The following is a 24,542-nucleotide window of genomic DNA, read 5'->3' on the forward strand; positions in this document are numbered from 1 at the left end:
CGCAATGAAAGAGATATTTCATTGACGTCTGGTTGCATCTTAGGCTAGTATTCGAGAACGCCCCTCAGGGGCAGAGTATCTATGTAGGACCGAACTGTGAAAGTGCACATCACTAGCGCAAAACTCGGCGAGCTGCCAGAAACGGCAGCCATAGTTGCTCCTGCATCATTCAATAATAATAACAATAGCGACGATAACCGCCTCTAGCGGTCGGATTGCTGGCGTTATAAACCCCAAACAATATTCCGACCGCAAGACACAGAGCTTGCGGTCTTTTGCTTATGAGGTCATCATGCAAACAGTAGAAATTCAAAGTCAACAAATACAGCTGCACGTTGGTGAAAGAGTCGAACTAAAAGGGCACGCACAGGCGGTTCGAGACCTGGGCAACCTGATGTTCATCACCGTGCGCGACCGCACGGGCTGTGTTCAAGTTGTGCTTGATGACAAAGCATTGATTTCAAAAGCAAGCGGCATTTCTGCAGAAACCGCCGTCGTAATCAAAGGCGCCGTCGTTCAATCGCCTCAGAAGAATGCACCAGTCGAGGTTCGCGCTGACTCGATCGAGTTGCTCTCAGGACCGACAGAAGTGCCGCCGGTGGAAATTTCCAAACAATCGAAAATGGATACCTTGTCTCTAACAGCGATGTTGGACTACCGTCCTCTGACCCTGCGAAGTCCTAAAGTACGCGCCGTCTTCAAGGTGCAAGCGGCAATAGGGCGAGCCTTCGCGAACTTCCTGACCAGCGAGGATTTCGTTGAAATTCACTCGCCGAAAATTGTTTCAACAGGAACCGAGGGTGGTGCCAACTTGTTTAAGCTGGACTATTTCGGCAAACAAGCATTTCTTGCGCAAAGTCCCCAATTCTACAAACAGATGATGGTGGGCGCCTTTGAGCGAGTGTTTGAAATTGGTCCGGTCTATCGTGCCGAAGAACACGACACAACCAGGCATCTCAACGAGTACATCAGCCTGGACTTCGAGATGGGATTCATCGAGAGCGAACAAGACCTGATTGCCATGCAAATCAGGCTGATGCAGCACATCTTCGCTCATGTAGAAGAAACGTGCGCTGCCGAATTAGCGATGTTTGGCGCGACGGTGCCCAGATTTTCAACTATCCCTCAACTGAAATTGCATGAAGCACAGGAGCTTCTGCGGAATAAGTTGAATTGGAAACCGAGCGCCGATACGACCGACCTCGACCCTGAAGGTGAGCGACTCTTGTGCCAATACTTCGCAGAGAAGGAGAATTCGGATCTCTTGTATTTGACGCACTACCCTCGCAGCGTACGTCCGTTTTACGCCATGCCGACGGCAGAAGGTCTGAGCCACAGCTTCGACTTGCTCTACAAAGGACTGGAGGTAACAACGGGCGGGCAGCGCCTGCACAGAGCCGACGAACTGATCGAGTCTATGCAATCGCGTGGACTGGAGCCGGAGAATTTCGCCGATTACTTGCAATGCTTCCGCTACGGCATGCCACCACATGGCGGTCTTGCGATCGGACTGGAACGGCTGACCAAGCAGCTTCTCGGGCTACCGACAGTTAAGTTGGCGGTCCTCTTTCCGAGAGACAGAAATCGACTAACGCCGTAATGCACTTCGTTGTGAGGTTTCACGCAGATGAGCCGGTATTCTCTGAATATCGGCTCATTGCGCATAGCCTGCCAGAAAGACACAACGTCAACAGCGGTCAAGACGTGATCAATAACACCAGGGCACAAGAACTTCATGTCTTCATGGGCCAGGCATTAGTGCCTCAAGATGGAAGCGAAACCGCCGAAATCAGGTGCAGGAAGACGTGCCGGGCGCCCCAGCATTGCAGAATACTCGAAAACGGCGCCCTTAAGCGAACCGAGAAAGGTCTTGAAGCCCATCGAAGTCATCTCCTGATAAGCACGATTAGCGTCCCAGCCCTCTCGAGCCATACGATAGACCGCAACCATTGTACCGGTACGGTCTTCGCCCATCTGACAGTGCACGAATACGGGACCATTATTGTCGACTGCGCTCAAGAATTTTTGAAACTGCTGCTTAGTCGGCGTTTCGAATAATGCCATCGGAATATTGATGTAGTTGAGCCCGGCGCGTTTTGCAGCTCCGGCTTCTTGTGCGACGAGAATCGGTTCATTTCGCAGATTGATGATCGTCTTCACGCCCGCGGACTTCAAAACTGATAGCGCCGGTACCGTAGGCTGCGCACCGCGAATTAAATGAGGTGAGACCACAGACATATTGGAAATCATTGAGGCAGCCTCTTTCAACGCCGGGCTCGCATCTCGAGGAATGTTCAGCGGACGCGGCAGCTGCATGCCACGAAGAGGTGCGAATGAATTGTTGGCTCGATGAAATGGCGCCAGAGTAGCGCCATCGGCTTGTACAGATGCTGCGGACGCAACACTGGAGGGCTCAGAGACGGGCGCCGCAGCTTCACGTTCGATTGTTTCACCGAGAGGCTTGCCATAGTCTGGTCCGGCAACACTCTGGTCATCCAGACTGGGAGCAGGAACACGCCTCTGCGTTGGGACGGATGAAGATGCCGGCAAGGACATGTCTAGAACAGGCTTTTGAGCTTGCAGATTTGTTGATGGAGCGGTTGGAGAATTGGCAGCCGAAACTGCTGTCACCGCGAGAAACGAAGACAAGCTCAGAGCTTTCGCACAACTTACAATGCTCGGCTTGCTCATAGCGCAAAAAAACCTCTCAACTCACCTACTGACGATCAGTGTTCATCAAAGTTTCCTGGCAGTTATGCCGGCCGCGTCTTGTTCAGCGGCGGCGTTAGTTTCAGATCATTCCGGCACGAACAGAACAACCGCAGACTATGAGTGAATGTTAACCGACGTTGGATACGCTTTAATTTTGCCTTTGGACATCGTTCGCTTATACTTCTGTTAAGCGAGATTTTCAGGATTCCTTTATATTTTTCTCGCCGCAGCTCTCCATCCCGAGAGCGGCTCAGGCATCCCTTTTTCCACTGTTGAAAGGAGGGTTCGAATCTATGCGTGTTGAACTTCTGTATGCTCCAGGATGCACGAGCTTTGCAAAAGCGCGGAAGACCTTGGAAATGGCGATCGCCGACGAGCGACTACCGATTCCCATCGAGATGGTGGAAGAAGCCGGACAAATCGGAGGTTCACCGACAATTCGAATCGATGGAAACGAAGTCAAATCAGCACGTCATCACTTCGAGCACCTGTGCAGCCTGCTGTCAGGGCGCTGGCGAGAAATAAATCACGAACCGTTAACCTCCTGAACAGCTTTACAGATCAAACAGTTTTACCCCCCTCCTCCCTCGAAACCCGGTCCACAAGACCGGGTTTTGCTGTTGCACCGTATTTAGTACCAGCGTCACCTTAAATCGATTTCAGCCAACAACCTTTAGATGTAACTAGGTTAAGGCGGCGCGTGCCCGTGGTCGGTATTATTGACAAGCTTATCTGCGAGTCGCTAAACCCAACGGTGCCATGCTTTTTAACTCACTGAAGTACGCGATATTTTTGCCAATCGTAGTGGCGCTGTTCTGGGCAAGTCCTCAGAAGTGGCGCGTGCCGATTTTGCTCATCGCCAGTTACATCTTCTACATGAGCTGGCGCCCGGCATTCATCGTACTGATCATCGCGCTTACGGTAGTGAATTACCTGCTGGCAAATGCCATCTGGAAAAGTGAAAACAGAAAAAAATTCTGGCTCACCGTTTCAGTCGTTCTTAATCTTGCAACGCTGGCTTTCTTCAAATATGCATATTTCTTCGACGACCTGGCAGCCAGCTGCCTGGCGCCGCTTGGTATAACGGTTAGCAAGCTACCGTTTGATATCATCTTGCCCCTCGGCATCTCCTTTTTCGTCTTTGAATTCATTCACTACTGCACTGACGTCTATAGAGGCAATGAACCAATCAAATCGTTCTTTGCCTTTGCACTTTTCGCCAGCTTCTTTCCAACTCAGATCGCCGGTCCCATCAAACGCTTCCAGGACTTCATTCCGCAGTTCATGTCACCTGCGAAATTTTGCCTTCAGCATTTCGATGATGGAATTGCCCTGATTCTGCTGGGACTGTTTAAGAAGGTTTTGATCGCCGACAATCTAGCCTTCTTTGTTCAGGGCGGGTTCGCCCATCCAGAACTGTTCCACGGGCTCGATCTGTGGATTTTTACCTATGCATTTGCCTTCCAGATCTACTTCGATTTCTCCGGCTACACAGACATCGCCCGCGGTTCAGCGATGCTGTTCGGATACAAGGTGCCAATCAACTTCAACCTGCCGTATCTGGCGACGAGTATCGCCGAATTCTGGCACCGCTGGCACATTTCACTCTCAACATGGCTGAGAGACTACCTGTTCATTCCACTGGGCGGTTCCCGTTGTTCTAAATGGATGAACGCGCGTAATCTAGTAATCACCATGACGCTCGGCGGACTCTGGCACGGTGCGGCGATGCACTTTCTCTTGTGGGGTCTTTTTCACGGCCTTCTGCTGGTTGCCCACAAAGAGTTCTCAACTTTCAGAGAATCCGTCAAAGCAGTTTCCGCGGCCTTCGATACCGGGCTGGGCAAAGCATTTTCAATGCTTCTGACTTTCCATACAGTATGCATCGGCTGGGTTCTCTTCCGTGCTGAAGATATTGCAAGCTGCGGACAAATTCTCGAGAAACTCTTCTTCATCGATGCACTGAAGGCGCACGCCTCACCGCTTGCTATGAGTCTTCCAGCAATCAACTATCCGCTCATTTATCCGGCCATTTATTTCGTGCTTCCGATTCTGGCCATAGCCCACATACTTATGGGCAAAATCGATAAAACCAATCTGGTCGAAAACTCGCCCAAGCTAGTCAAAGCAGCATGGTGTGTAGCGATGATCTTACTCATCGTGATCTTTTCGCCAGACAAATCTCCTCGCTTTATTTACTTCCAGTTCTAGGAAGCACAGATGGTTCAGGCTCTTCCCAAAGCTCCAACACAAGTAAAACCGGCTGCACCAGCGAAGTCGGCTGGTGGCAAGCACTACTTGAGCTATGGATTGCTGGCACTGGCAGCTCTCTTTATTCTGGATCTATCCGCCCGCTTGTCATATCAATACTGGAATATCGACCGCTTCGACTCGCCCAATAAGAGCTGGATATGGTGGGCGGTCAGCGATTTTCACAGACAACCACAGACACCAGATATAGTGCTGCTTGGATCTTCACTGATGCTGGAGGCGCTTAATACAGGCGACGCGACATATTTGCACAAAGCGCAGAATGTCTCACTGCACCACACAAGCTCCTGCCTGCAAGATGACTTACAAGCAAAACTCGGCTACAAGCCTCACACATTCTCATTCGCCATTGCCGGGCAAATGGCATCAGACGCATACGCGATTGCGTCAACCCTGCTGCGGGGAAAAGACAAACCAACCACAATCGTCTATGGAATAGCTCCACGCGATTTCATGGACAACACGCTGACAAACGTGACAACGACCGAGACATTCAGATATCTGGCTCGAGTCGGAGATCTTTCGAAAACATTCGCAGCTGCCAAGCCATCATTCTTTGAGGTCATGGACCGCGGGCTGGAAAACATAAGCTTCATCTATAAGCACCGGGTAGATCTGCTGTGCATGCAGCAGCATGCATTCAAGTCGTTGCTGGAAGGCATCGGTCACCGCAACCTGGACACATACAAGGTGCCGTTCGAATTACGTCGAATCGCTCTTAAGGATCTGCTCGAAGATGTAGCCAGCAACGAGACAATGGTTTGCCCCTATGGCGATCCGCCAGTTCCTTATCTAGATAATCTCGCTGAATACAGGCAGCGCTACGCGCACATGAATGCCAGGATGTTCAAAAATCAACTGGGTTATCTGGAGCAGCTGTTGCAGTATGGCAAGGACCAGAAAATCAACGTCGTTCTGATCAACATGCCTCTTACGTCCGACAACGTGGCGCTGATGCCGCCAGGTTTCTACCAGAACTATCTAACGCAAATACAAACTCTGTCGGCGAAATACGATAGCAAGTTGATTGACATGAACTTACCCGGTACTTTCAATCGAGGATATTTTGCCGACTCCGCACATCTGAATGGTCTGGGGGGAATGCGCTTCTTCGATCTGCTCAGTCAGGCACTGGTAGCCAATCATGTCGAGTTGCGAAAATCAAAATGATTGAAACCAGGGAAGATACCAACGCCAAAGCATCCGCCACTACATACAGTGACGGAGCGACTGCCCCATTTCAAAAGAACACAAATTTAGACGGTTGGAAATTCAATGCGCTGGGGCTCAGCATATGCTTTATCACGGGTCTGGTTCTGTGTTTGCGAACCAACTTCTCGCATGCAGCTCTCGACGTAGCACCGATGTTTGATTCAGGCAAATACATCTCAAGCACTCAGATGGTGATGAATGCAACAACATTCATTCACCATTTCACGCTACAGGAATGGCAAACGATTTGCAGCGCCTTGAAAGAACCGCTAATGATGGATGGTCCCGTATTGCCGTTGCTGGGCGCAGCCTGGTTCAGTCTCATCCACAAAAGTCCAGATCTGTTCGACATGAGAGCTGCGCTTGCTTTGCAAGCTTTATTGCACGCGGCATCTGCGTGCTGCATGTACTTAGCGGCCCGACGTCTGCTGCGCAACAACAGATGGGCGTTGTTCGCAGGGCTCCTCTGGGCGGCGTTTCCGTCGGCTGTACTCGGTGCGGGCAGGTTCATGACCGAGAACATCACATCTACGTTGCTGCTTTCCGCTGCGTGCCTGGTTCCCTCCAGGCTTTCGGACAGATATCTGCGCAGCTTCGCCCTGAGCTGTATAGCAGCCACAGTGGTGCTGCTCAAAGCAGCTCTCTTGCCGGGACTTCTGGCAGGATTTATCGTCGTAGCTTTTATTCTCTGGAGAGATAGCGAAGCTGATGCAGCGTGGACGTGCAAACGGCTGTTAGTACATGCGATGTCCGCAGCGATCGGGTTGATGCTTGTTCTCGCACCATGGTTATTGTTCACGAAAGAAGCAACCGGTAGCTATTCAGTCACGGCTCAGCGCGAGCCGGTTTTGAACATCGTCATCGGTGGAAATAGCGAAAACGACGGCTGGTCGGAAAATCCAGAAACCGGTTTCGTCAAGCTATTCGACACCGTCAATGGTGATAAAGGCGGCACCTTTCTTGGTATATGGCAGGCGAACTTTTCTCGCCTCTCGAACATAGCCATACGCCGTGTCGCCCGACTCTGGAGCTGCCCATGGAACGACTGCCTGAGCAAATTCCTCGGCATGCCTCTGCCTGCGCAATGGATCTGGCATCAAATCATTTTGTCCCTCGCAGCGTTTGGGGCACTTTTGATCATGTTCAAGAAGAGTCCAAATGAAAGCAAAACTCACGGCAAGACGGAAGACCAGAGTACAGACAAACTAGTTCGCCCGGTCATTTATCTGAGCGCTACACTCCTTGTCAGCCACCTGATCTACATGATTTTCAACGCCAGTCCCCGGCAAGCCTTCACTTCAATGCCCTTTATCGTTTTACTGGCCAGCTATGCGCTGTACCAGACGGTGAAATCGACAAAACAAAGAAAAGTCGTTGGCGGCTATCTGTTACTGGCAGTTTCTATCTGGATTGCGCTATGCACATTCGACTTTCATAGCATCATGCAATCATGTCAGTTGGAGCAATTTACAGAGTTTGTAATCTGGTTGCTATTTGTCTGTGCGGCGGCAGCGATGAGCACGGCTGTCGTTGCTGTTACAGGCAATAAGAAAGCGTTTCCTCTCAGTCTCTGCTTGCAAATTATTCCAGCGGCAATTATTTGCAGTGCTTTTGCTACCACGGCCAGAAACGTTCCAGAGTGGCAGTGTCAATTGAAAGGGAACACAATCGCCAATCGATCCGTACAGCTCACTTCGCCCGACAAAGCCGATTGGGCAATGCTCGTAATCGACGGAGACACTTCGATAACTCATGCAGTAATTGAAGTAAACAAAACCAAATTAGGCGAAACACTTGCACCTCTATCGACGTTCACATCCGACAAGAATTTGATGGTCAACTACTCAGTATTTGGCGGAGTCAGCAACAAGAACCCCGAGCAGATGAGACAATGGCGTGGAGTGGTCGTGCCGCTTTCCCTCCTTAAGAACGGCGAGAATTCGATATCGATATCGTCACCAGACGGGCACGCCACCATATATGGTTCATTTATACGCACCGAAGACGGTAAGCTGGTTGCCCCCACACTAAATGGATTCAGCGGCTGCAAGCTGCTCAGTGAAACTCAACCCAAGTTAGACGCGAGATATTCAGAACCACTGACTGCATCTGCTGCGAAGGGTAAATGTTGGCTGACTAAAGACAGCAAAGATTCATTCAATGACTTATCACCAGACTTTGGAAACCAGGCCGGGCAATATCGCCTCTTCTTGTGCCTGGGCGCCAATCCGTCAAAAGGTGGGGGTTCTACAGCGAAAGTGCTGCAGGACTCTGTGCTGGAATCATCTCCGATAATAATTTCAGCGCAAAATCCGTTCGTAAAACGTTATGCCGTACCTCAAGGACTGGGCCAGTCAACTTTCATCAATGTGACTGTAAGCGGCACATTCGCAGAAGAAGCAGTCAGCGTTCTCTCCAAAGTAGATGTGCGCAACATGACAAATTTAGGTTCCGATCTAAATCTTCCAAACAGCATAAAAGCAATCACCGGAAAAGAATTCAAACTCTCTGGAAGCCTCAGCAGAGAATCTCTAAACCAGCCCAACGAATTCTTCGAAATCAAACTCGAGTCGAAGCAACCTGTACATCTCGATAATTTATCGTTGAAGCTAGCTGCGGATGAACGTCCAGACTTCGCAAAATCGAAAGTTGCAATTTACTGATTTCTGAAACCATATTCATGATATATTGATGCCCTGGCAACTTCTGACGCGTTACGGCAAACCCCGTATACGGCTCAGGTTCACATTGGTATCAATTGGCATACTACAGCACAATTCAGTGCCTGCTTGCGAATAGATACCAAAGATCATACGATCAGCTGCAGTTACTCGAACATATAACTCTGAGCATCGCTCATGAAGGAGGAACAATGTCTGTCACATTGACAAAAGAAACAACCGAAGCCGCCGTCAAATTTTTTGAAGCAAAACTGGCTTATGAACAGGGTCCGGTTGGATTGAATCATCTGATCCAGAACAAAGAGAAGGTACAAGTCATCGACTTGCGCACACCAGAGCTGTTTAAGAAAGGTCATGTTCCAACAGCTGTAAACGTACAATACGACGAACTCGAAGCATATTTGCCCAAACTCAACAAAGACGTAAATACCATCGTCTACTGCTATGACATCACCTGCCACCTCTCTGCAAAAGCAGCTCTATTGCTCGCTCAGAAAGGATACAGAGTGCAAGAACTGGTTGGCGGATTCAATTCATTCGCCGAAAAAGGTTTTGAAGTAGAAGGCAAGGCTGAGGCTTCAACCTGTTCATCAACAAAGAACTCCTGCGGCTAATCAAGCATGTCTGGTGGCAGATGATGCGTTAAACGGTCTCGCGCCGCCTCAAACATTCCGAAGAGCTCGGCTACGGTCGAGCTCTTCTGCTTTGAGGAACTCACTCATTTGGTCAGAACTGTTCAGCTCTTATGAATCGAACCGCTCTTTTCCCAGCCTGGAACTATAGTTGCAGCAATCCGTCCAATCCCTTTCAAAGAAGAATATTGTGGAAACGCTGATGCGAAGGCGAACGGCGTTCGAGGAGAAGATATGGACGAAGTGAGCAAATCTCGAACCGGGCAGTGTCAACCAAAGCCAACCAGAGAAGAGCGAGATGAAGCATTCTCGATGGGAGCTGGGCGAAAAGCAGTTGAAGAACCGAAAAAAGATATCAAAAAAGACGAACAGGGATTATCCGCACCCGTTGGTTTAGAGTGCGAAACTCGTGGTGATGACGAAGCCGACTAGACCGTCGCGCCACCGGAACCTGGTAACGGACTTTCGTCGTTGAATTTGTCCAATTCTTTCTGCAGTTTCGCGATCGCGGCTTCGAAATTTGGCAGGCATTTCGAATGAACAGGATTGTCTCCAAATTTGGTTCCATGAGCATCTCTTTCGCGCTGCAGCAGTTCCAAAGTATTTTTGAGATACATTCTGTCCATAATTTCTCCGCCGTTAAGATGAGCGTCTCTATCAAAGCATGAATTTGAGTAGTAGTCATCAACTTTCCGCCTTGCATGAAGCGCTTGACGCATAGCACGTCGGCAAATTACGATCTGCTCTTCCTTATTTGGGTCGAACAGTGAAAGAAAGAGAATTTGCCAACCAGGTCGCAATCGTCACCGGCGGCGGCACAGGTCTTGGCAAAGAAATGTCTCTTAAACTGGCAAGGGAAGGCGCGAAAGTCGTTATTGCCAGCCGCAGTATGGAACATCTACAATCCACAGCCAATGCCATTGCTGCTGAGGGCGGAACTGTTCTGGCAGTGCCCACCGATGTGAGAGACCATAGTCAAGTTGAAACACTCGTCAAAACAACTGTCGAAAAGTTTGGGCGGATTGACATTCTAATTAACAACGCAGCTGGAAATTTTCTGGTACCTTCCGAAAAACTGACGCCAAACGGCTGGAATGCCGTGGTGAGAATCGTTCTCGATGGCACCTGGTTTTGCAGCAGCTTAGCCGGCAAACAGATGATTGAGCAAAAAAGCGGCTGCATCCTCAACATCATTGCTACCTATGCCATGACGGGATCACCAGGCGTGGTGCATTCTGCGTCTGCAAAAGCTGGTGTATTGGCGATGACACGCACGCTTGCCGCAGAATGGGGACACTACGGAATCCGCGTCAACGCACTGGCTCCGGGAGCTATGGTGACTGAGGGAGCGTCCAAAAATCTGATGTTCGACAACGAGCAAGCACAGAAAGTGATCGAGAAGAATGTTCCGCTGGGACGGCTGGCAACGGTAGACGAAATTGCCGACCTCGCTTTGTTTTTGTGTTCATCGAAAGCTGGCTACATTACAGGCGATGTAATGACGGCAGATGGCGGAGCCTGGATGAAAAGCAAGAGTTTTCTGGATATGCTAAACGGGGGATAGCAATGCTTAAAAAGAGAATTTGGCTGACTTTGTGCAGTGGTATTTTGCTGGCCAACTGCGCACCAGCAATGGTGCAGGCTTTGTCTCCAGCAAAACCATCGGCGCTCAAGAATGTGACCCTTACGGTTTCACCTGGAACTGTCGCCAAAAAGGTGACAGTAAAAACCATGCCGGCAATCGCCAATGACCCAAGCGGCCCGCCTTTTATGAACGGCGAACCAGAGCACTTTTATGTTCAATTCGACAGCGACAAAGTGCCTGACTACACAGGGCTTGGCGATCGGATGCTGGTCGTTTACCCGTTGGCCGAGTACGGCAAGTTATTTAAAGGGAAAGAAAAAGCTCAATTTGATAAAACAGTCTGGAATCTACAAACAGTGATTGCCAAAAAAGAAGACGGCGGCATGAAAGAACTACCGGCGCTGCCAGCTATAGAAGCTTATCAAGTATTTCACACACACGTAAAACATCTGCTTTTCAAGCAAGGCAAAGGCATCGCCTACGTGACCGCATATGCGCAAGATGAAGCACCGATCAATAACGGAGACTTCTTCTACACATACCAGGGTATTACAGATGATCTGAAGTACTATGTTTCACTTTCAATTCCAGTCAAGGCGAACGGCTTTCCAAAAGACTGTCCATCGAAAAAGGCAAAAGCCTTTCTAAGTGCTCTGCCGTCAAGTAGCTTCACTCCGAACCTGGACGAGATCGATAAAGTAGTTCAGTCAATCTCAGTCAAATAAACTGCTACTGAATATTTGAGCCTTGATTCAATCGCGATATCGATCGCAATATCTATCAGCTTTTCTTGCTTGATCGATATCGCTTCTGCTTGTCGGCCAGATAGTTCGGCTCTTCCAGCTGCTTTGTAATCTGGAAAGTACTGAAGCGACAGCTGTCAGAGCAGAAACGTCCCTTCGGCGTGCGCGGAAAGAAATATTCGCAACGCCCTATATCTGAGGCAACTCTTTCATGCTGTACAAGCAGCTCAATTTCGTCGCGCCACCTCTTTTCAATATTGAGCGGAAAAGCCGCTTCCTCTGCCACGCTTGAATCGTCGCGATAAAGTCCACGGCATCGGTCGATTCGCGGAGCGTCATCAGCGCCACCATCTACGATACTACTAAAAAATTGTGCGAATTGTAAAAGCAGAGTGCGTCTCAAAATGTCGAGCAGTGAATCCGCATCCAGGTTGCGCAAACATACATCTGAGTTAACGCCTCTGCCGGAGCGCGCACTAACATCGTCAACTGTGCACGGCGAAGCGATCAGAGCAGGCAGGCGATCATCAGGCTTACTATCGGAGCGACGCTCGAACTGCATTCGACACTCCTTCAGCTCTTCGTTCAACCAGGCGAAATCAAAGTTTTTTTCAAAGTGGGCATCGCCTAGCTGCAGGCGCATGCGGCGTAGTGAAACGCTGAACTGCTCCAGTGCCTCGGGACCAGGCTCAACCGCATGCCCAAACACATCAGTCAGCCAGCCCAGCATCATGGCTCTGTCTTTCCACTCAACCTGCTCGTTAAGAGCTTCGTACCAGGTCACGACGCGCTTTTCAGCCATGGCAGAAATGATCTCCTTGCCAACAACGATTAATCGTGGTAACGTTACCACGTTCAATCGTTATACCACATTTTTGCGGGCTGGGTCCAGATTTGGTCCCAGACTACAGGTTGTCTTGGAGGAGAAATGAAAGAGCTCGAGGACGAAAAAACACACCATCCAAACGAAACAGAAGTGGAATGCAAGGCTATCGGCAAAACGACATATCTAGACGAAAGCAATATGACTCTGTCTGGCGCATTGCGGCTTTCGCTGCCGCTAGTAGCGACATCATTTGTTTTTTGTTTGATTGGCGCCGTCGATATGACCATTGCAGGTTGGCAAAGCGCCGCCGCACAAGCCGCTGTAGGCATTGCCGACCAGTGCATATTCGCGACGATGTTGATTGGCACTGGTTTAGCCGCGGCAACTGGTTGCTTCGTGTCCCAATCACTGGGGGCAAACCAGCCATCAAGAGCACGCCAGTACGCAATCGATGGGCTTCTCCTGGCGCTTTGCATCGGGATACTCGCATCTATCTCATGCTACGTGGGAGCCCAAGCACTGATTGAATTTTCAGGCTGCACAATGGCAACGAAATCAGTTGCACTGCCATATCTGCAAACCTGCGCCTTTGGCAATTTACCGTTCACAATCGTCCTTGTCCAGGCAGCCATTCTGAGGTCGATGGGTCACACCGCACAATGTCTCAAACTCTGGAGTCTAATCGGAATCATCTCAATTGCCGGCGGACTTTATCTTTTTTACGGCAATGAAACCACAATGACAAACTCACTGACATCACTGGCAGTGGCGTGGGACATCGGAGCTGTAGCTGGTGTGGGACTTGCAGCACACTTCCTTGGGAAGACATTGTTCACTAGAAACCCAGTCATGGAAAGCGGTCAATGCCTGGCCAGGTTGAAGAATTTCTACAGCGTTGGTGTTCCCGTACTTCTATCGGAAGCTTGCTGCCTGTTGTCACTTGCCGCTATATATGCGCTCCTGGGCCGGTTGCCCGACAGCGAAAGACTGCAAGCAGCATATACAGTCGCTTTGAAAATCGAAGAGACATTTGGAATTCTTCCACTACTTGCGTTATCGACGGTGTGCGCCACTCTAGTAGGACATCAAGTTGGAGCAAAACGACTCATTCAAGCAAGAAGGCTTGGATGGCAACTAACAGTCGCCGCAGCACTGGGGATGTTAATTTGCGGAAGCGTGATTAGCAACGCTGGTCTGCCATTAGGTGCACTCTTTACTGCCGACGCCTCGGTTTTGAAACAAGTCTTCATCAGCACAGCGTCGGCCAACATATCACTGCCTCTGATTGCCATAAGCTCAATACTCATTGCCGCACTGGAAGGCGCAGGTGAAACGAATCTCTCACTCATTGCCCAGTTCACAGGATACATTCTATGTCGACTGCCACTGGCATATTTTTTCGCAGTCACACTCGAATTTGGCTACAGCGGAATCTGGCTTGCCATCGTCATATCCCGAATTGTAATAGGGATTCAATCTCTAATCATGTACAGGACAAAATTCTCTGGCTACACAACAGCGCGTCTGGTCGAATCAAAAAGTACGCCGAACTCTGCGAAATAGATATACGTCTCAGCCTCTATCCCGGTTAATCGATTCAAATCGCGAGCGTATTCAGTCAGCTGTTCATGGTGTTTTGCGGCTTGCTGAACCATTTTCTCTTGTTGAAATTTGTCCGTTTTGTAATCAACAATAATCCACTTTCCAGACTCATCTTCAATTAAAAGATCCGGACGTTTGGTGGAAGAGTTTTCATCGTCCAACAGCAGATACGGAATTTCATGAAAGTGTCGCCTGGATGTCTTAAGCAGTGATGATAGTTTGCTGTCTTGAAAAACTGCCAGAAGTCGCTCACCCTCGGAAACCAGGCGAGCCAGGGAATCCGGATGAGCAACCACGTCGCCCTGTGCAAAAGCCAGCGACTCAATCACCTCTCTGGTCAAGCCGGTTGGAACAGAAGTAACATGCTCCATAAGAGCATGAAAGAAAGTACCAGATACGGTGGCGCCAAAAGGTTTGACATCATTGCTCGGAGTGACACGCGACCAGTCAGCCCAAACTGCCGGAGCTTCAATTTGCATGGCCGGCAGCGCCTCAATCAAACTGTAATCGATTTTTTGTCCGCCTTCCGTTCTGCCCAGAGCTGGCTCACGGTCTAGATTCGGAGCAACAGAGCACTGAACCGTGAATCGGGCAGAATGCCCTGGTGAATTCAAATTGTGAACTGTCGCAGCTTCAAAATCGATGCTTTCCAGTTGCAATGACTCATGAATCCACTTCAAAAAGGATTGCGAGGCTTTCGCCTGAGGCTGAACGAAAAGCGCTAGATGATCGCGCGCCCGCGTCATTGCTACGTAAAGAAGGCGCTTCTTCTCGGCCAGCTCGAACTCCGAATCGAGCAAGTGAGTGAGCCTGTACCAGCTTGGCTTGGTATCGTCTTCAGTATCGCGAGAAGTATTTATTGAAATTCCAAAATCGCGGTGAAACTTAAGCTTAGTAGCCTTGCTGGTGGCAGGCGTACCGAGAACCGGAAGCGCGACGGCAGGGAATTCCAGACCCTTGGAACTATGAATAGTCATCAGTTTCACAACATCGCCAGTGTCTAAAGGTGCATCTGATTGCTTCACTTTGAACTCTCGCATCAGCTTCAAACTGTCGGCAAACTCGGCACATGAGAGAGACTCGTTTTCCGTGGCCAAATGAACAACCTTCCAGAGATTGCGAGAGCGCTGATGACCGTTGGGCATTGTCATCAAAACGAGATCATAGCTCGTACTGAGCACAATACGACGCAACAATTCCGAAACCGGCATAACCGCGGCATCTTTAATCCAATTAGCGAGACTGACCTTGGCGTTAGCAATGCTCTCATAGCCTGGCTTGCGCAGCTCGACTGTGTCTTTGAGCCGCTGCCAGAGAGACCTGCCGCCGCTTCTATCAGAAGCAATCAAATGCAAGATGTCGTCTGTGATACCAAACATGGGCGAGCGCAAAATACCGATCAAAGCGTGATCGTCCTGGGGATAGGCGAGGAAAGAAAGCAGGTTTTGCACATCATAGATTTCCTGACGTTCAAGAAACCCGCGCCCGCCGAGAGTTACATAGGGAATCTTTTGTGCAGCCAGAGCGATTTCGATATCGGCGAAATCCTGATTGCGTTGAACCAGTACCGCAAAATCACCAAACTGGATCGGTCTTACGCCACCACTCTTCAAAGATACTGGCGTCTCATTTTTTACATTTGTGCTGATCCAACTTGCTACAGCCTGTCCCTCAATAGCCTTGAGCTCTGCTGCTTTGAGCGCATCCCCTGAGCTGTCGTACTCAGGAAGGACAATTACTTGAACTCGCTCGGAATCATCGACTTCCGAACGAGCCGCAGTCAATGCTTCAAAACGCGCTTTATAGACTTCGTCGGCATCATCCATGATGTTTTCAAACATGGCATTTATAAAGCCGACTACCGATGGATGACTGCGGAACGATTGAGACAGACTCAAAATCGAATCAGGATCAGCGCTTTGAAATTCCAGTTTCCAGGAGTTGAAGGTGGCGACGTCGGCGCCCTGAAATTTATAAATAGACTGTTTGTCGTCACCAATCAAAAACAGATTGGTGGTGTCGCTGGCGAGCAGCTTAATCATGCGCGATTGCATGACATTTGTATCCTGGAATTCGTCGACGAGAATGGCACGCACCGTCTGGTGATAGTGCTCTTTAGCAGGCGACTTTTCTCGCTCCAGCGCCGTCACGGCTAACTCGATCAAGTCGTTGTAGTCAAGTTTGAGAAGAGAGCGCTTCTCAGCCTCGTAGTGCGACATTGCACGCTTTGCCAGACGGACGAAAAGCACAATCAAACGAAAGGCTTTGAAATCTTCCTCATTCAGAGCGCCTGGAATTTTCTTCGTCAGATCAGAGGCAATAGTCTGCACTTCCTTCATTGCCCCTTTGATTTCGTTGGCGTCTCCATTCTTGGGACCATAACGACCAACTTTAATCGAGGCAATCTGGCAGAATTTCGACCAGCGTTCATCATGCTCGCCGGCGCCAGACATCAAGTCATGAGTCAACTGCACCATAACACCGCGCAATCGCTCCAGTTCATTGGCGGCATCGCGCCATGGATTCTGCTCGACATACGCGAAAGCACGCTTGAAGAGCTTGTCACACAACGCCGATTCGATAGAACGTTTCTGAAACTCCTGCAATCGCTGTTCGGCATACGCAATGAGCTTTGGTTCACTCAACTCACCAATAGACTTAAGCGCTTCCTTAAACTGTGTCGAAGACTTCATGCACTGCTGCATCCAGAATCTCAGGTCTTCGATATTTTGCTGCAGGAGCAATTCCAACTCCTCTGCGCCGTCATCAATAACTTCGCGGAATGCATGGTCCATGGCATTGCGCAACAACTGCGATTGACCGACATCATCGACAATCTCGAACTGCGGGTCAATTGCAGCATCAACAGGAAAAGCCTTGAGAATTGATTCACACAGAGAATGAATGGTGACAATGCGAGCCCCGTCAATCTCTGTGTAACATTGATTCCATCTGGCTCGTTCTTCAAGATCAGGTGTAATCTGTAGTTGCGCGATCTTGGCTTTCAAGCGGGTGCGCATTTCAGCAGCAGCTTTGCGAGTGTAGGTTACTGCCACTATATTCGACACCGACATCTCCGGGTTGCAGCGCAAGAGCTCAATGTAGCGCTCAACCAACACGTGAGTCTTACCTGAACCAGCACCGGCGCTGACGAGAACATTGCGGTCGATGCTGTTGACGGCTTGCTGCTGCTGTTCGGTTAAACCCGCCACTATTCAACACCTCCAACTTCAGACTCAGGTCGCTCACCTGTCATTTCTTTGACCCGACAAATGGTGCGATGATCACAGGTAAGGCAAACACTCTTGTTGGTCGGAGAGACTGAAAAATCTCCCGACGCAATGCCATTAACGATGCGCTTCACATGCTCCTCAGTCACCTGCAAAAGATTGATCGGTGTTTCATCACCGGAGCCATAACTGGAGCGCCTTTTTTTCCGACCATCGAAAAAGTGAGTACCAATTGGTGCTGCGGCCTGAACGCTAAGATATTTCGCCTCCACCGCTTTGGCGCCCGGTAGAATACATTGCTCGACAGCCAGTGCATAAAGCGGCAGCTGAATATTACGTCCTTCAACTACATCAGCGTCTGTCACGGGCGAAGAACCCTTTTTATAGTCTACGACTCTGATGCGCGGCTGTTCCTGCAAATCTTCGGCGATGTCGACGCGATCAATTTTGCCGAAGATAGCTATTGGTTTGTCGCTGCCGGAAGCAATCATAAGGGGCGGATACGACTCATCACCATCGAAACCGAATTTAGCTTCCACCAGTGTTGGCGCGTATTTGTCGGGGTCTGTTTGAGCGCTGGTCAACTCGAATTCGAAGAAACGCTGCAGGCGAAACTTTAGTTCGTTTTTCTGATACTGCCAGAATTCACTGCGCCGCAATTCACGTTTCTCCTCCAACCAGAGGAAAGCAGCATCAACTGAGCGGTCGAAGATTTCTCTGACCGCATCATGATCGGCCCAGGAAAGGTTCATGCTTTTGCTTTGCAGCTCAATATAGAAAAGTTCCAGAGCCTTGTGATACATCTCTCCGATTGCCTTGGCATCGAGCTCGTCTTCGGGCTCCATGTGAGGTGCGGCTTTGAGAACTTGTGAAATCCAATAGCGAAATGGACACTTGCCATATTCGTTCAGCTTCGAGGCGCTCCATCGCAGCGGCACCGCCACTGAAATCGCTCTTGTTTTGACGTAATCAGTCAAATAGCCGTTGAATGAACTGGCAGCATAATTACCGGCGCGCGCCATTGCCACCGAAAGCGGTGCGCCCAGCTTATCACGCAAAGTCTCAACATCCGGGTGAGCGGGCAGCTCGTGCGAAGCTAATTGTGGTCCTAATTTCCAGCCATGATGCGCGATCAGGTCGCGTGCCGACAGCGGCGCCAGATTGGATTCTGCAAAAGGCGCAATCGCGGGAGTCTCGTGCTCGAAATCTGAATTGCCCTCCGTCAAGAAAAACGATGGCGTCAATTCCTCACCACTCATATCTGAAAGCGGGCAAGAGAGATAAGCTTTTGCCTCGGCCCGCTGCACAAGCGAATTGAACAGAGCGAATTCAAAGGCTGGGTGAAAACGTGGATTTTGAATATTGACGTCGAAGGTTGCCCATTTCGCCACTTCATCACTGCTGACGAATCCCCGCTGGCTCGAGCGTTTTGGAAACTCGCCGTCAGCAAGCCCGGCAATAAAAACTTCTTTTACCAGCAAGTTCGGCGCCAGGTCTGCTCCACAGATCACTACACAATTGGCAGTGCGTGGAGTACGCCGGAAATTGCTTCTTTCGATAAGATTGCCCAGGCGCCCAAGAAGCCGTTCTACCGACTGTTCCTGTTCACCGAGGATGTTTTCCTCATGAACCAGAGAGGCGACGACACGACGTATCTCAACAAGCGCCCTCTGCTCTTCTAAAACATCGAATAGTTCCCGCTCAAGATTGGGCTCTGGATTGACAAGGCACTTTTCAATCACGTCTTCTATCCAGCGCACAAATTCATGATAAGTTGCCACGGTTGGAGGCGTGACAATATCGAAAAAACGAAACAAGATGCTGCGAGCGTCAGCACGCGGTGCATCAAGACAGTGCCAGACATCTTCCCATTGCGAACGAGACCCAACCACGTTCATGCGCAATGAGGCACGATCTAGTCCCTCTATGTCACGACGCGTCAGTCCTATGTTCTTTCGATTGAAGTAAGGGCTGTTCAAGAGCGCTAGAGTGTCGGCACGCAGAAACTTATTGAAAGCCAGGTTGAAAAGCTTATTCAAAAACTGCACCAGGGGCAGTGCATTGAGAGTAATTGCTTCATCAATGTGATAATTCAGCCCGGCTGAATCAAACGCACTTGCTATGGCAGCTTTGTAGCTGCGGATATTGCGTGAAACAACAAGATAATCACTGGCTTTGCGCCCGGCTTTGACGATTCCGTTTTTGATTTGACGAGCGATGTATTCCATCTCGAATTGCCGGTCGATGGCTCGGAACTTCTGACACTGTCGGGTTACGGTTACCGGAGCAGACATCTCCATAGTATTGACGGTCGAGCCGAGAGTGCGCAGCAAATCGTTGTAGCTGGCTTCTTTCCAGACATACTCTTGCGCCAGGTCTGCTTCAGGCGGCAGATAGTCAAAACAGATTTTCAAAGCTTCGCTGTGGCGCGCCAACCCGGCTAAAACCTGCAGTTGCAAGCTGTTGAATCGGTCGAAACCATCGACTGCAATAAGACCTAGATCCATTGCGAAACTGTTCGAATAGAGAATCTCGCGAGCACGAAATGCCAGACCCTTTTCGTCATCGAAGCCGCACTGCGCCAATTCTGATTTATAGGCAGAATAGATTTTCGCCAGCTCCATATAGCGAGAATCAGATTGAGAAGTTCTCTCCAGTCGCCGTATCACGTCATCCGGAGTGAGCGCTGCACGCTCAAACTCATCAATCAGATCAAGAATCGACTGGTGAGTGCCGGTAAAATTTACCATTCCGGCAATGTGCTTTAATTCACCGGCTTCATTTAGACGCACCATGCATCTCGAGACAATCGCCGGGCGCACATTTTGCGGGATAACGCGAAAAGCCGTGCCGGAACGCCTCAAAACAAGCTCACACAATTTTTGAAAGTTGACTACCTTCAGCCCGACCAAACCGGACTTACCCGATTCGACGGTCCGTGACTGCAAAACCTGGTGCAGCCGCCGTTCCAATAACTGCTGATAACGCCTGGATGGAACGAGAATTATCGACTCTCTGAAAAGATTGGACTGACAGTATTCGATGATTTGATCGAGCAGCGCGAGCGTTTTTCCGGCTCGATAGGGTCCGATGATCAAATCAGCAATTGCAGTTTTGCCTTCGGTTGATAAGACAGAAGTGCTGATAGCGGCTATGGATTGGGTCGGATGTGCCGGAATAGACACGATCAAGATTTCTCCACTGCTGGATACGCTGTAAATGCAGTCAGCAGCGCTGATCTGCTTTGTGCTTTTTACTTTGTGTTTGTAGATTCAGTCTGCTTTTAGTGCAGAAATTCGCGCAAATGAGCCTGACAGGTTCGTCGCAACTTTTGCATTGCTTTGATTTCAATCTGTCTGACTTGCTCACGGCTCATGTTCAATTGACGACCCAGCTCTTCCAGGCTGAGGGAGCGATCATTGTTGAGCCCATATCGAAACTGAATTACTTCTTTTTCGCGGTCTGTCAATTCGTTCAACACATCATGCAAGTGCCTGCTCAAGAGCCTTGCAGCTGTGGCTTCATCAGGCATCGGTGCATCAGCATCTTCGATGATGTCAGCGAGCGTGCCATCAGAGTCGTCGCTGCAAGCAGAGTCGAGCGACAACGGCAATTTTGCTGAATCGAAAGCGAGCGAAATTTTGTCTTTCGACAAACCTGATGCTTCAGATAATTCTTCCGGCGTCGGAAAGCGCCCCAACTCCTGCGCTAAGGCAGTAGCTGATCGCTTCAATTTTGTAATTGCTTCATTCATATGCACCGGCACTCGAATGGTTCGAGATTTATTTGCCAGTGCCCGAGTGACAGCTTGTCTGATCCACCATGTTGCGTAGGTGGAGAATTTGTTGCCCTTTTCCGGATCGAATTTTTCAACAGCACGAATCAGACCCAAGCTTCCTTCCTGAACCAGATCTTGGAAGCTCAAACCATGGTTTCGATATCTTTTTGCAATACTCACAACCAGGCGCAGGTTTGCCTGTATAAGCTTGCGTCGCGCGATCGCATCTCCAGCCTGCACTGCTCTGGCCAGCTCAATTTCTTCACGACCGTTGAGCAGCTTGTGCCGAGATATCTCCTTTAGATATATCCTGACCGAATCCTCCTCTACAGAACGGTGCGCTAAAACTGGGCGCTCATTATCTAATACGTCATCTGACGATAAAAGTTCAAATGCAGATGATTTTTCTTCTTGAAGATCGGATGATTCTTCTTCGAACTCTTCGTCGCTCACGCCTTCTACGACAGTGAACTCCTGCTCACTGTGATCATCTATTTTTGCCGCTCTTGCTCTCGATTTCATCAGTTAGTAATTCAATTTGACGACACGCCTGGTAATTCCTTTTATATGGTGGCATGAAGTCGTCTTAGCTTCCAGTGCCGTTCTTTTCATCACAGATATCTAGAAGATAAAGAAAGACGCTTTAAAAAGCAACAAGAAATTAGGCACCATAGGTGGAGTCACCAGAAGCATATACACAAAGATCAGAATCGATGAACAGGAGATGTCTAAAGCGCATTGCATTCGACCGATCTGATCAATGTCAAATCAGTTGAAATTATTTCCAGAAAACAAAAAAACAGTGCACACTGCCAGGTGCCATGTTTTATATACAACTGCTATTGCAAAAAAATTCGTGCCCGTTGAGATTCGAACTCAAGGCCTTCGGCTTCGGAGGCCGACGCTCTATCCAGCTGAGCTACGGGCACTCAGAAGACCTATTATATACGCTGTACGGATAATTACGGATGCCGAATCATGTCTTCAAGAGCATCAAGGTTGTGAATTGTCACGCGCTTGGACTCCATCTCGATCCAATTACTGGTTCGAAACCTGTTCAAAATCTGAGTAACTGTGACCCTCGATGATCCAACCAGGTCTGCTATCTCCTGGTGCGTCAAAGGGAATTCTACTTTTATGCCGTTGGGAGTAACCCTGCCGTGACTCTCTGCCAGGCTCACAAGCAGACGCGCCACGCGACTGGGTACTTGCCTGAAAACCAGGTCTTCAATGCGAGCCTGTGCCTGTTTCAATCGCATGCCGATAATCTGAATCAGGCGCAAACCAAATTCCGGATTTTCACGAATCAAAGTCTGGAATGCTTCCCGGCTGATCTGATAAATGCGTGAGTCTTCAAGCGTCTCAGCGTAGCTGTCATGCTCACCGGCTTCCCATGCGGCTTCACCAATCAAGTCACCGGGTCCGAGCAGGGCCAGAATAACTGTTTTGCCTTCAGCTGACAGGCGAGTCAGACGCACTCGCCCCTTTTCAATAAAGTAGATGGCATCAGAGGCGACACCGGGAGAAAAGATCACATGATGCTTGGGCAGGTCTTGCTCTTCCAGGATGCCTAGCAAGCGACCCAACTCGACCGGGTTAAAGGACTCAAAAATCTCGCTTTGCCTCAAGCTAAAGAGCTTTGGAGCAGTTTTCATAGAGCCGCTTCCCCCCACGAGTCCATATCAAGCGCCTGGCTGCCGAGAACTCGTACCTGGCTGTGCATTCCGAGGATTTGAACTCGGAGACGAGTTTTAACGTATTACCGTTAGAAGCTAGCTAATGAATAAAAATTGTTGGCTAGCAACCTTTTTATACCCTCGACCATTTCTTTGTAACACCGTACAAAATCAAGCCGGATCTATCGAGTTGGTATCAAAAGGCATATGCGGAAACCCTACACAGCATAATGGTGCCACTTTTAATTCGCGTGTAAGGCGCGCATACCGCTATAATCTGGCTGTGTATGTGCACAGAGCTTGCACTAGATTGTTCGAAAATCAGCGTTTCAAATTCTGCCTTAACGCTCGCTGGCGTTTTTAGGTCGGGCACGGCATGGCGCCAACGCTTAATTCAACACGAGGAGAAGAACTACAATGGCGTTAGTCACGAAAGAGAAAAATGGTAAATCAACAGCCGATAAACACGATATAAAAGGCTCTGTTGGCGAAGTACTCAAAAATAAAGATGAAAACAGCAAAGTGATATCACCAGAACGAAGCAAAGCACTCGGATTAGCACTTGATTCGATCAAAAAGGCTTATGGAGACGGCTCCATCATGCGCCTGGGCGATTCAAGACAGGCTGGCATCGAGACTGTACCGACAGGCGCGCTGTCACTGGACGTCGCTCTTGGTGTCGGCGGTCTGCCGCGCGGCAGAATCATCGAAATCTACGGACCGGAGTCTTCAGGTAAGACGACTCTCGCCCAACACGTTGCTGCTGAAGTGCAGAAACTGGGCGGCATCGCAGCTATAGTCGACGCCGAACACGCGATGGATCCCGAATATGCCAGAGCACTTGGAGTCAATGTTGACGAGCTTCTGATCTCGCAACCTGACACCGGCGAGCAAGCGCTCGAAATCACCGAACAGCTGGTTCGTTCAGGCGCAGTTGATCTCGTTATCGTTGACTCAGTTGCGGCACTGGTGCCGAAAGCTGAAATCGAAGGCGAAATGGGCGACAGCTTGCCTGGTCTGCAAGCTCGTTTGATGAGTCAGGCGTTGCGCAAACTGACAGCCGTAGTCAGCAAAACAAACACAATCGTCATCTTCATCAATCAGCTAAGACAAAAAATCGGTGTCATGTATGGAAATCCAGAAACTACCACCGGTGGAAACGCTCTTAAATTCTACGCTTCAGTTCGTCTCGATATTCGCAAGATCGAAACGCTGAAGAAAGACAGCACCGAATATGGTAACCGCGTTAAAGTCAAAATCGTCAAAAACAAAGTGGCACCACCATTTAGAATTGCCGAATTCGACATTATTTACGGACGCGGCATCAGCACCTCCGGCTGCGTACTCGACATGGCTACCGAGCTTGAAATCGTCAAGAAATCAGGCGCCTGGTTCAGCTACAAAGACGAGCGCATCGGACAGGGACGCGAAACTACTCGCAACTTCCTGGAAGCAAACCCAGCCATGCTGGCCGAAATCGATGCGAAAGTTAGAGCCGCTCTGTCAGCGAAGAATCCTCCCAGCTCCGGAAAAGCAAAAGCCGAAGCGAAAGACGACGCTGACGCTGAATAAACAAAAAGATGAATCGAAGCGG

At 49.5% G+C, this 24,542-nt stretch carries 18 protein-coding genes and 1 tRNA gene; 11 read left to right on the forward strand and 8 right to left on the reverse strand.

Annotation, left to right across the window (positions count from 1 at the left end; translation table 11 throughout):
* The first annotated feature begins 292 nt into the window (after positions 1–292).
* Positions 293–1,600 (forward strand): aspartate--tRNA(Asn) ligase, encoded by a 1,308-nt coding sequence (gene aspS / locus EKK48_02165; protein ID RTL46163.1) that lies wholly within the window; start codon positions 293–295, stop codon positions 1,598–1,600.
* Positions 1,601–1,755: 155 nt separating this feature from the next.
* Here the strand turns inward: aspS and EKK48_02170 are convergent, their stop codons facing one another.
* On the reverse strand, positions 1,756–2,691 hold the full coding sequence (locus EKK48_02170; GenBank protein RTL46164.1) for a hypothetical protein: 936 nt from the start codon (positions 2,689–2,691) through the stop codon (positions 1,756–1,758).
* A gap of 314 nt (positions 2,692–3,005) precedes the next feature.
* On the opposite strand from EKK48_02170, the gene EKK48_02175 reads away from it, so the two are divergent.
* The 6 genes from EKK48_02175 to EKK48_02200 all read left to right on the forward strand — a co-directional run bounded on the left by EKK48_02175 (position 3,006) and on the right by EKK48_02200 (position 9,940).
* Positions 3,006–3,260 (forward strand): hypothetical protein, encoded by a 255-nt coding sequence (locus EKK48_02175; protein RTL46165.1) that lies wholly within the window; start codon positions 3,006–3,008, stop codon positions 3,258–3,260.
* 211 nt (positions 3,261–3,471) lie between these two features.
* On the forward strand, positions 3,472–4,923 hold the full coding sequence (locus EKK48_02180) for an MBOAT family protein (GenBank protein ID RTL46166.1): 1,452 nt from the start codon (positions 3,472–3,474) through the stop codon (positions 4,921–4,923).
* 9 nt (positions 4,924–4,932) lie between these two features.
* Entirely contained in the window at positions 4,933–6,153 is a 1,221-nt protein-coding gene (locus EKK48_02185; GenBank protein RTL46167.1) for a hypothetical protein, read from the forward strand.
* Positions 6,150–8,858: a hypothetical protein gene (locus EKK48_02190; protein ID RTL46168.1), complete on the forward strand. Its 2,709-nt coding sequence runs from the start codon at positions 6,150–6,152 to the stop codon at positions 8,856–8,858. The genes EKK48_02185 and EKK48_02190 overlap by 4 nt, the downstream gene beginning before the upstream one ends.
* A gap of 209 nt (positions 8,859–9,067) precedes the next feature.
* A complete protein-coding gene (locus EKK48_02195; GenBank protein ID RTL46169.1) occupies positions 9,068–9,490 on the forward strand; it encodes a rhodanese-like domain-containing protein in 423 nt (140 codons plus the stop codon).
* A gap of 252 nt (positions 9,491–9,742) precedes the next feature.
* Positions 9,743–9,940 (forward strand): hypothetical protein, encoded by a 198-nt coding sequence (locus EKK48_02200; GenBank protein RTL46170.1) that lies wholly within the window; start codon positions 9,743–9,745, stop codon positions 9,938–9,940.
* On the opposite strand, the gene EKK48_02205 is transcribed toward EKK48_02200, so the two are convergent.
* On the reverse strand, positions 9,937–10,134 hold the full coding sequence (locus EKK48_02205; protein RTL46171.1) for a hypothetical protein: 198 nt from the start codon (positions 10,132–10,134) through the stop codon (positions 9,937–9,939). The two genes, EKK48_02200 and EKK48_02205, sit on opposite strands and share 4 nt — an antisense overlap.
* A 140-nt stretch (positions 10,135–10,274) precedes the next feature.
* On the opposite strand from EKK48_02205, the gene EKK48_02210 reads away from it, so the two are divergent.
* Together EKK48_02210 and EKK48_02215 are read left to right on the forward strand one after the other, a co-directional pair.
* Positions 10,275–11,072, forward strand: a complete 798-nt coding sequence (locus tag EKK48_02210) for a 2,4-dienoyl-CoA reductase (protein RTL46172.1) — start codon at positions 10,275–10,277, stop codon at positions 11,070–11,072.
* A 2-nt stretch (positions 11,073–11,074) separates the two neighbouring features.
* Positions 11,075–11,818: a hypothetical protein gene (locus EKK48_02215; protein ID RTL46173.1), complete on the forward strand. Its 744-nt coding sequence runs from the start codon at positions 11,075–11,077 to the stop codon at positions 11,816–11,818.
* Between the two features lie 55 nt (positions 11,819–11,873).
* Here the strand turns inward: EKK48_02215 and EKK48_02220 are convergent, their stop codons facing one another.
* The gene (locus EKK48_02220; GenBank protein ID RTL46174.1) at positions 11,874–12,638 is read right to left on the reverse strand and encodes a hypothetical protein; all 765 of its coding nucleotides are present in this window, start codon (positions 12,636–12,638) and stop codon (positions 11,874–11,876) included.
* A gap of 126 nt (positions 12,639–12,764) precedes the next feature.
* On the opposite strand from EKK48_02220, the gene EKK48_02225 reads away from it, so the two are divergent.
* Positions 12,765–14,225: a hypothetical protein gene (locus tag EKK48_02225; GenBank protein RTL46175.1), complete on the forward strand. Its 1,461-nt coding sequence runs from the start codon at positions 12,765–12,767 to the stop codon at positions 14,223–14,225.
* On the opposite strand, the gene EKK48_02230 is transcribed toward EKK48_02225, so the two are convergent.
* The 5 genes from EKK48_02230 to EKK48_02250 form a co-directional block, all read right to left on the reverse strand.
* Positions 14,171–17,476, reverse strand: coding sequence for a hypothetical protein (locus tag EKK48_02230; GenBank protein ID RTL46176.1), 3,306 nt, complete (start codon positions 17,474–17,476; stop codon positions 14,171–14,173). The two genes, EKK48_02225 and EKK48_02230, sit on opposite strands and share 55 nt — an antisense overlap.
* Complete coding sequence (locus EKK48_02235; GenBank protein RTL46177.1) at positions 17,476–20,685, reverse strand: hypothetical protein; 3,210 nt, start codon at positions 20,683–20,685, stop codon at positions 17,476–17,478. Before EKK48_02235 ends, EKK48_02230 begins: the two co-directional genes overlap by 1 nt.
* 92 nt (positions 20,686–20,777) lie before the next feature.
* Positions 20,778–21,794, reverse strand: a complete 1,017-nt coding sequence (locus tag EKK48_02240; GenBank protein RTL46178.1) for an RNA polymerase sigma factor RpoD/SigA — start codon at positions 21,792–21,794, stop codon at positions 20,778–20,780.
* 333 nt (positions 21,795–22,127) lie between these two features.
* Positions 22,128–22,201, reverse strand: a tRNA-Arg gene (locus tag EKK48_02245).
* 33 nt (positions 22,202–22,234) lie between these two features.
* Positions 22,235–22,927 (reverse strand): Crp/Fnr family transcriptional regulator, encoded by a 693-nt coding sequence (locus EKK48_02250; protein RTL46179.1) that lies wholly within the window; start codon positions 22,925–22,927, stop codon positions 22,235–22,237.
* A gap of 543 nt (positions 22,928–23,470) precedes the next feature.
* Here EKK48_02250 and recA point away from each other — a divergent pair.
* Positions 23,471–24,520, forward strand: coding sequence for a recombinase RecA (gene recA / locus EKK48_02255; GenBank protein ID RTL46255.1), 1,050 nt, complete (start codon positions 23,471–23,473; stop codon positions 24,518–24,520).
* Positions 24,521–24,542: the final 22 nt, after the last annotated feature.

Source organism: Candidatus Melainabacteria bacterium (genome assembly GCA_003963305.1).
Lineage (GTDB): Bacteria > Cyanobacteriota > Vampirovibrionia > Obscuribacterales > Obscuribacteraceae > PALSA-1081.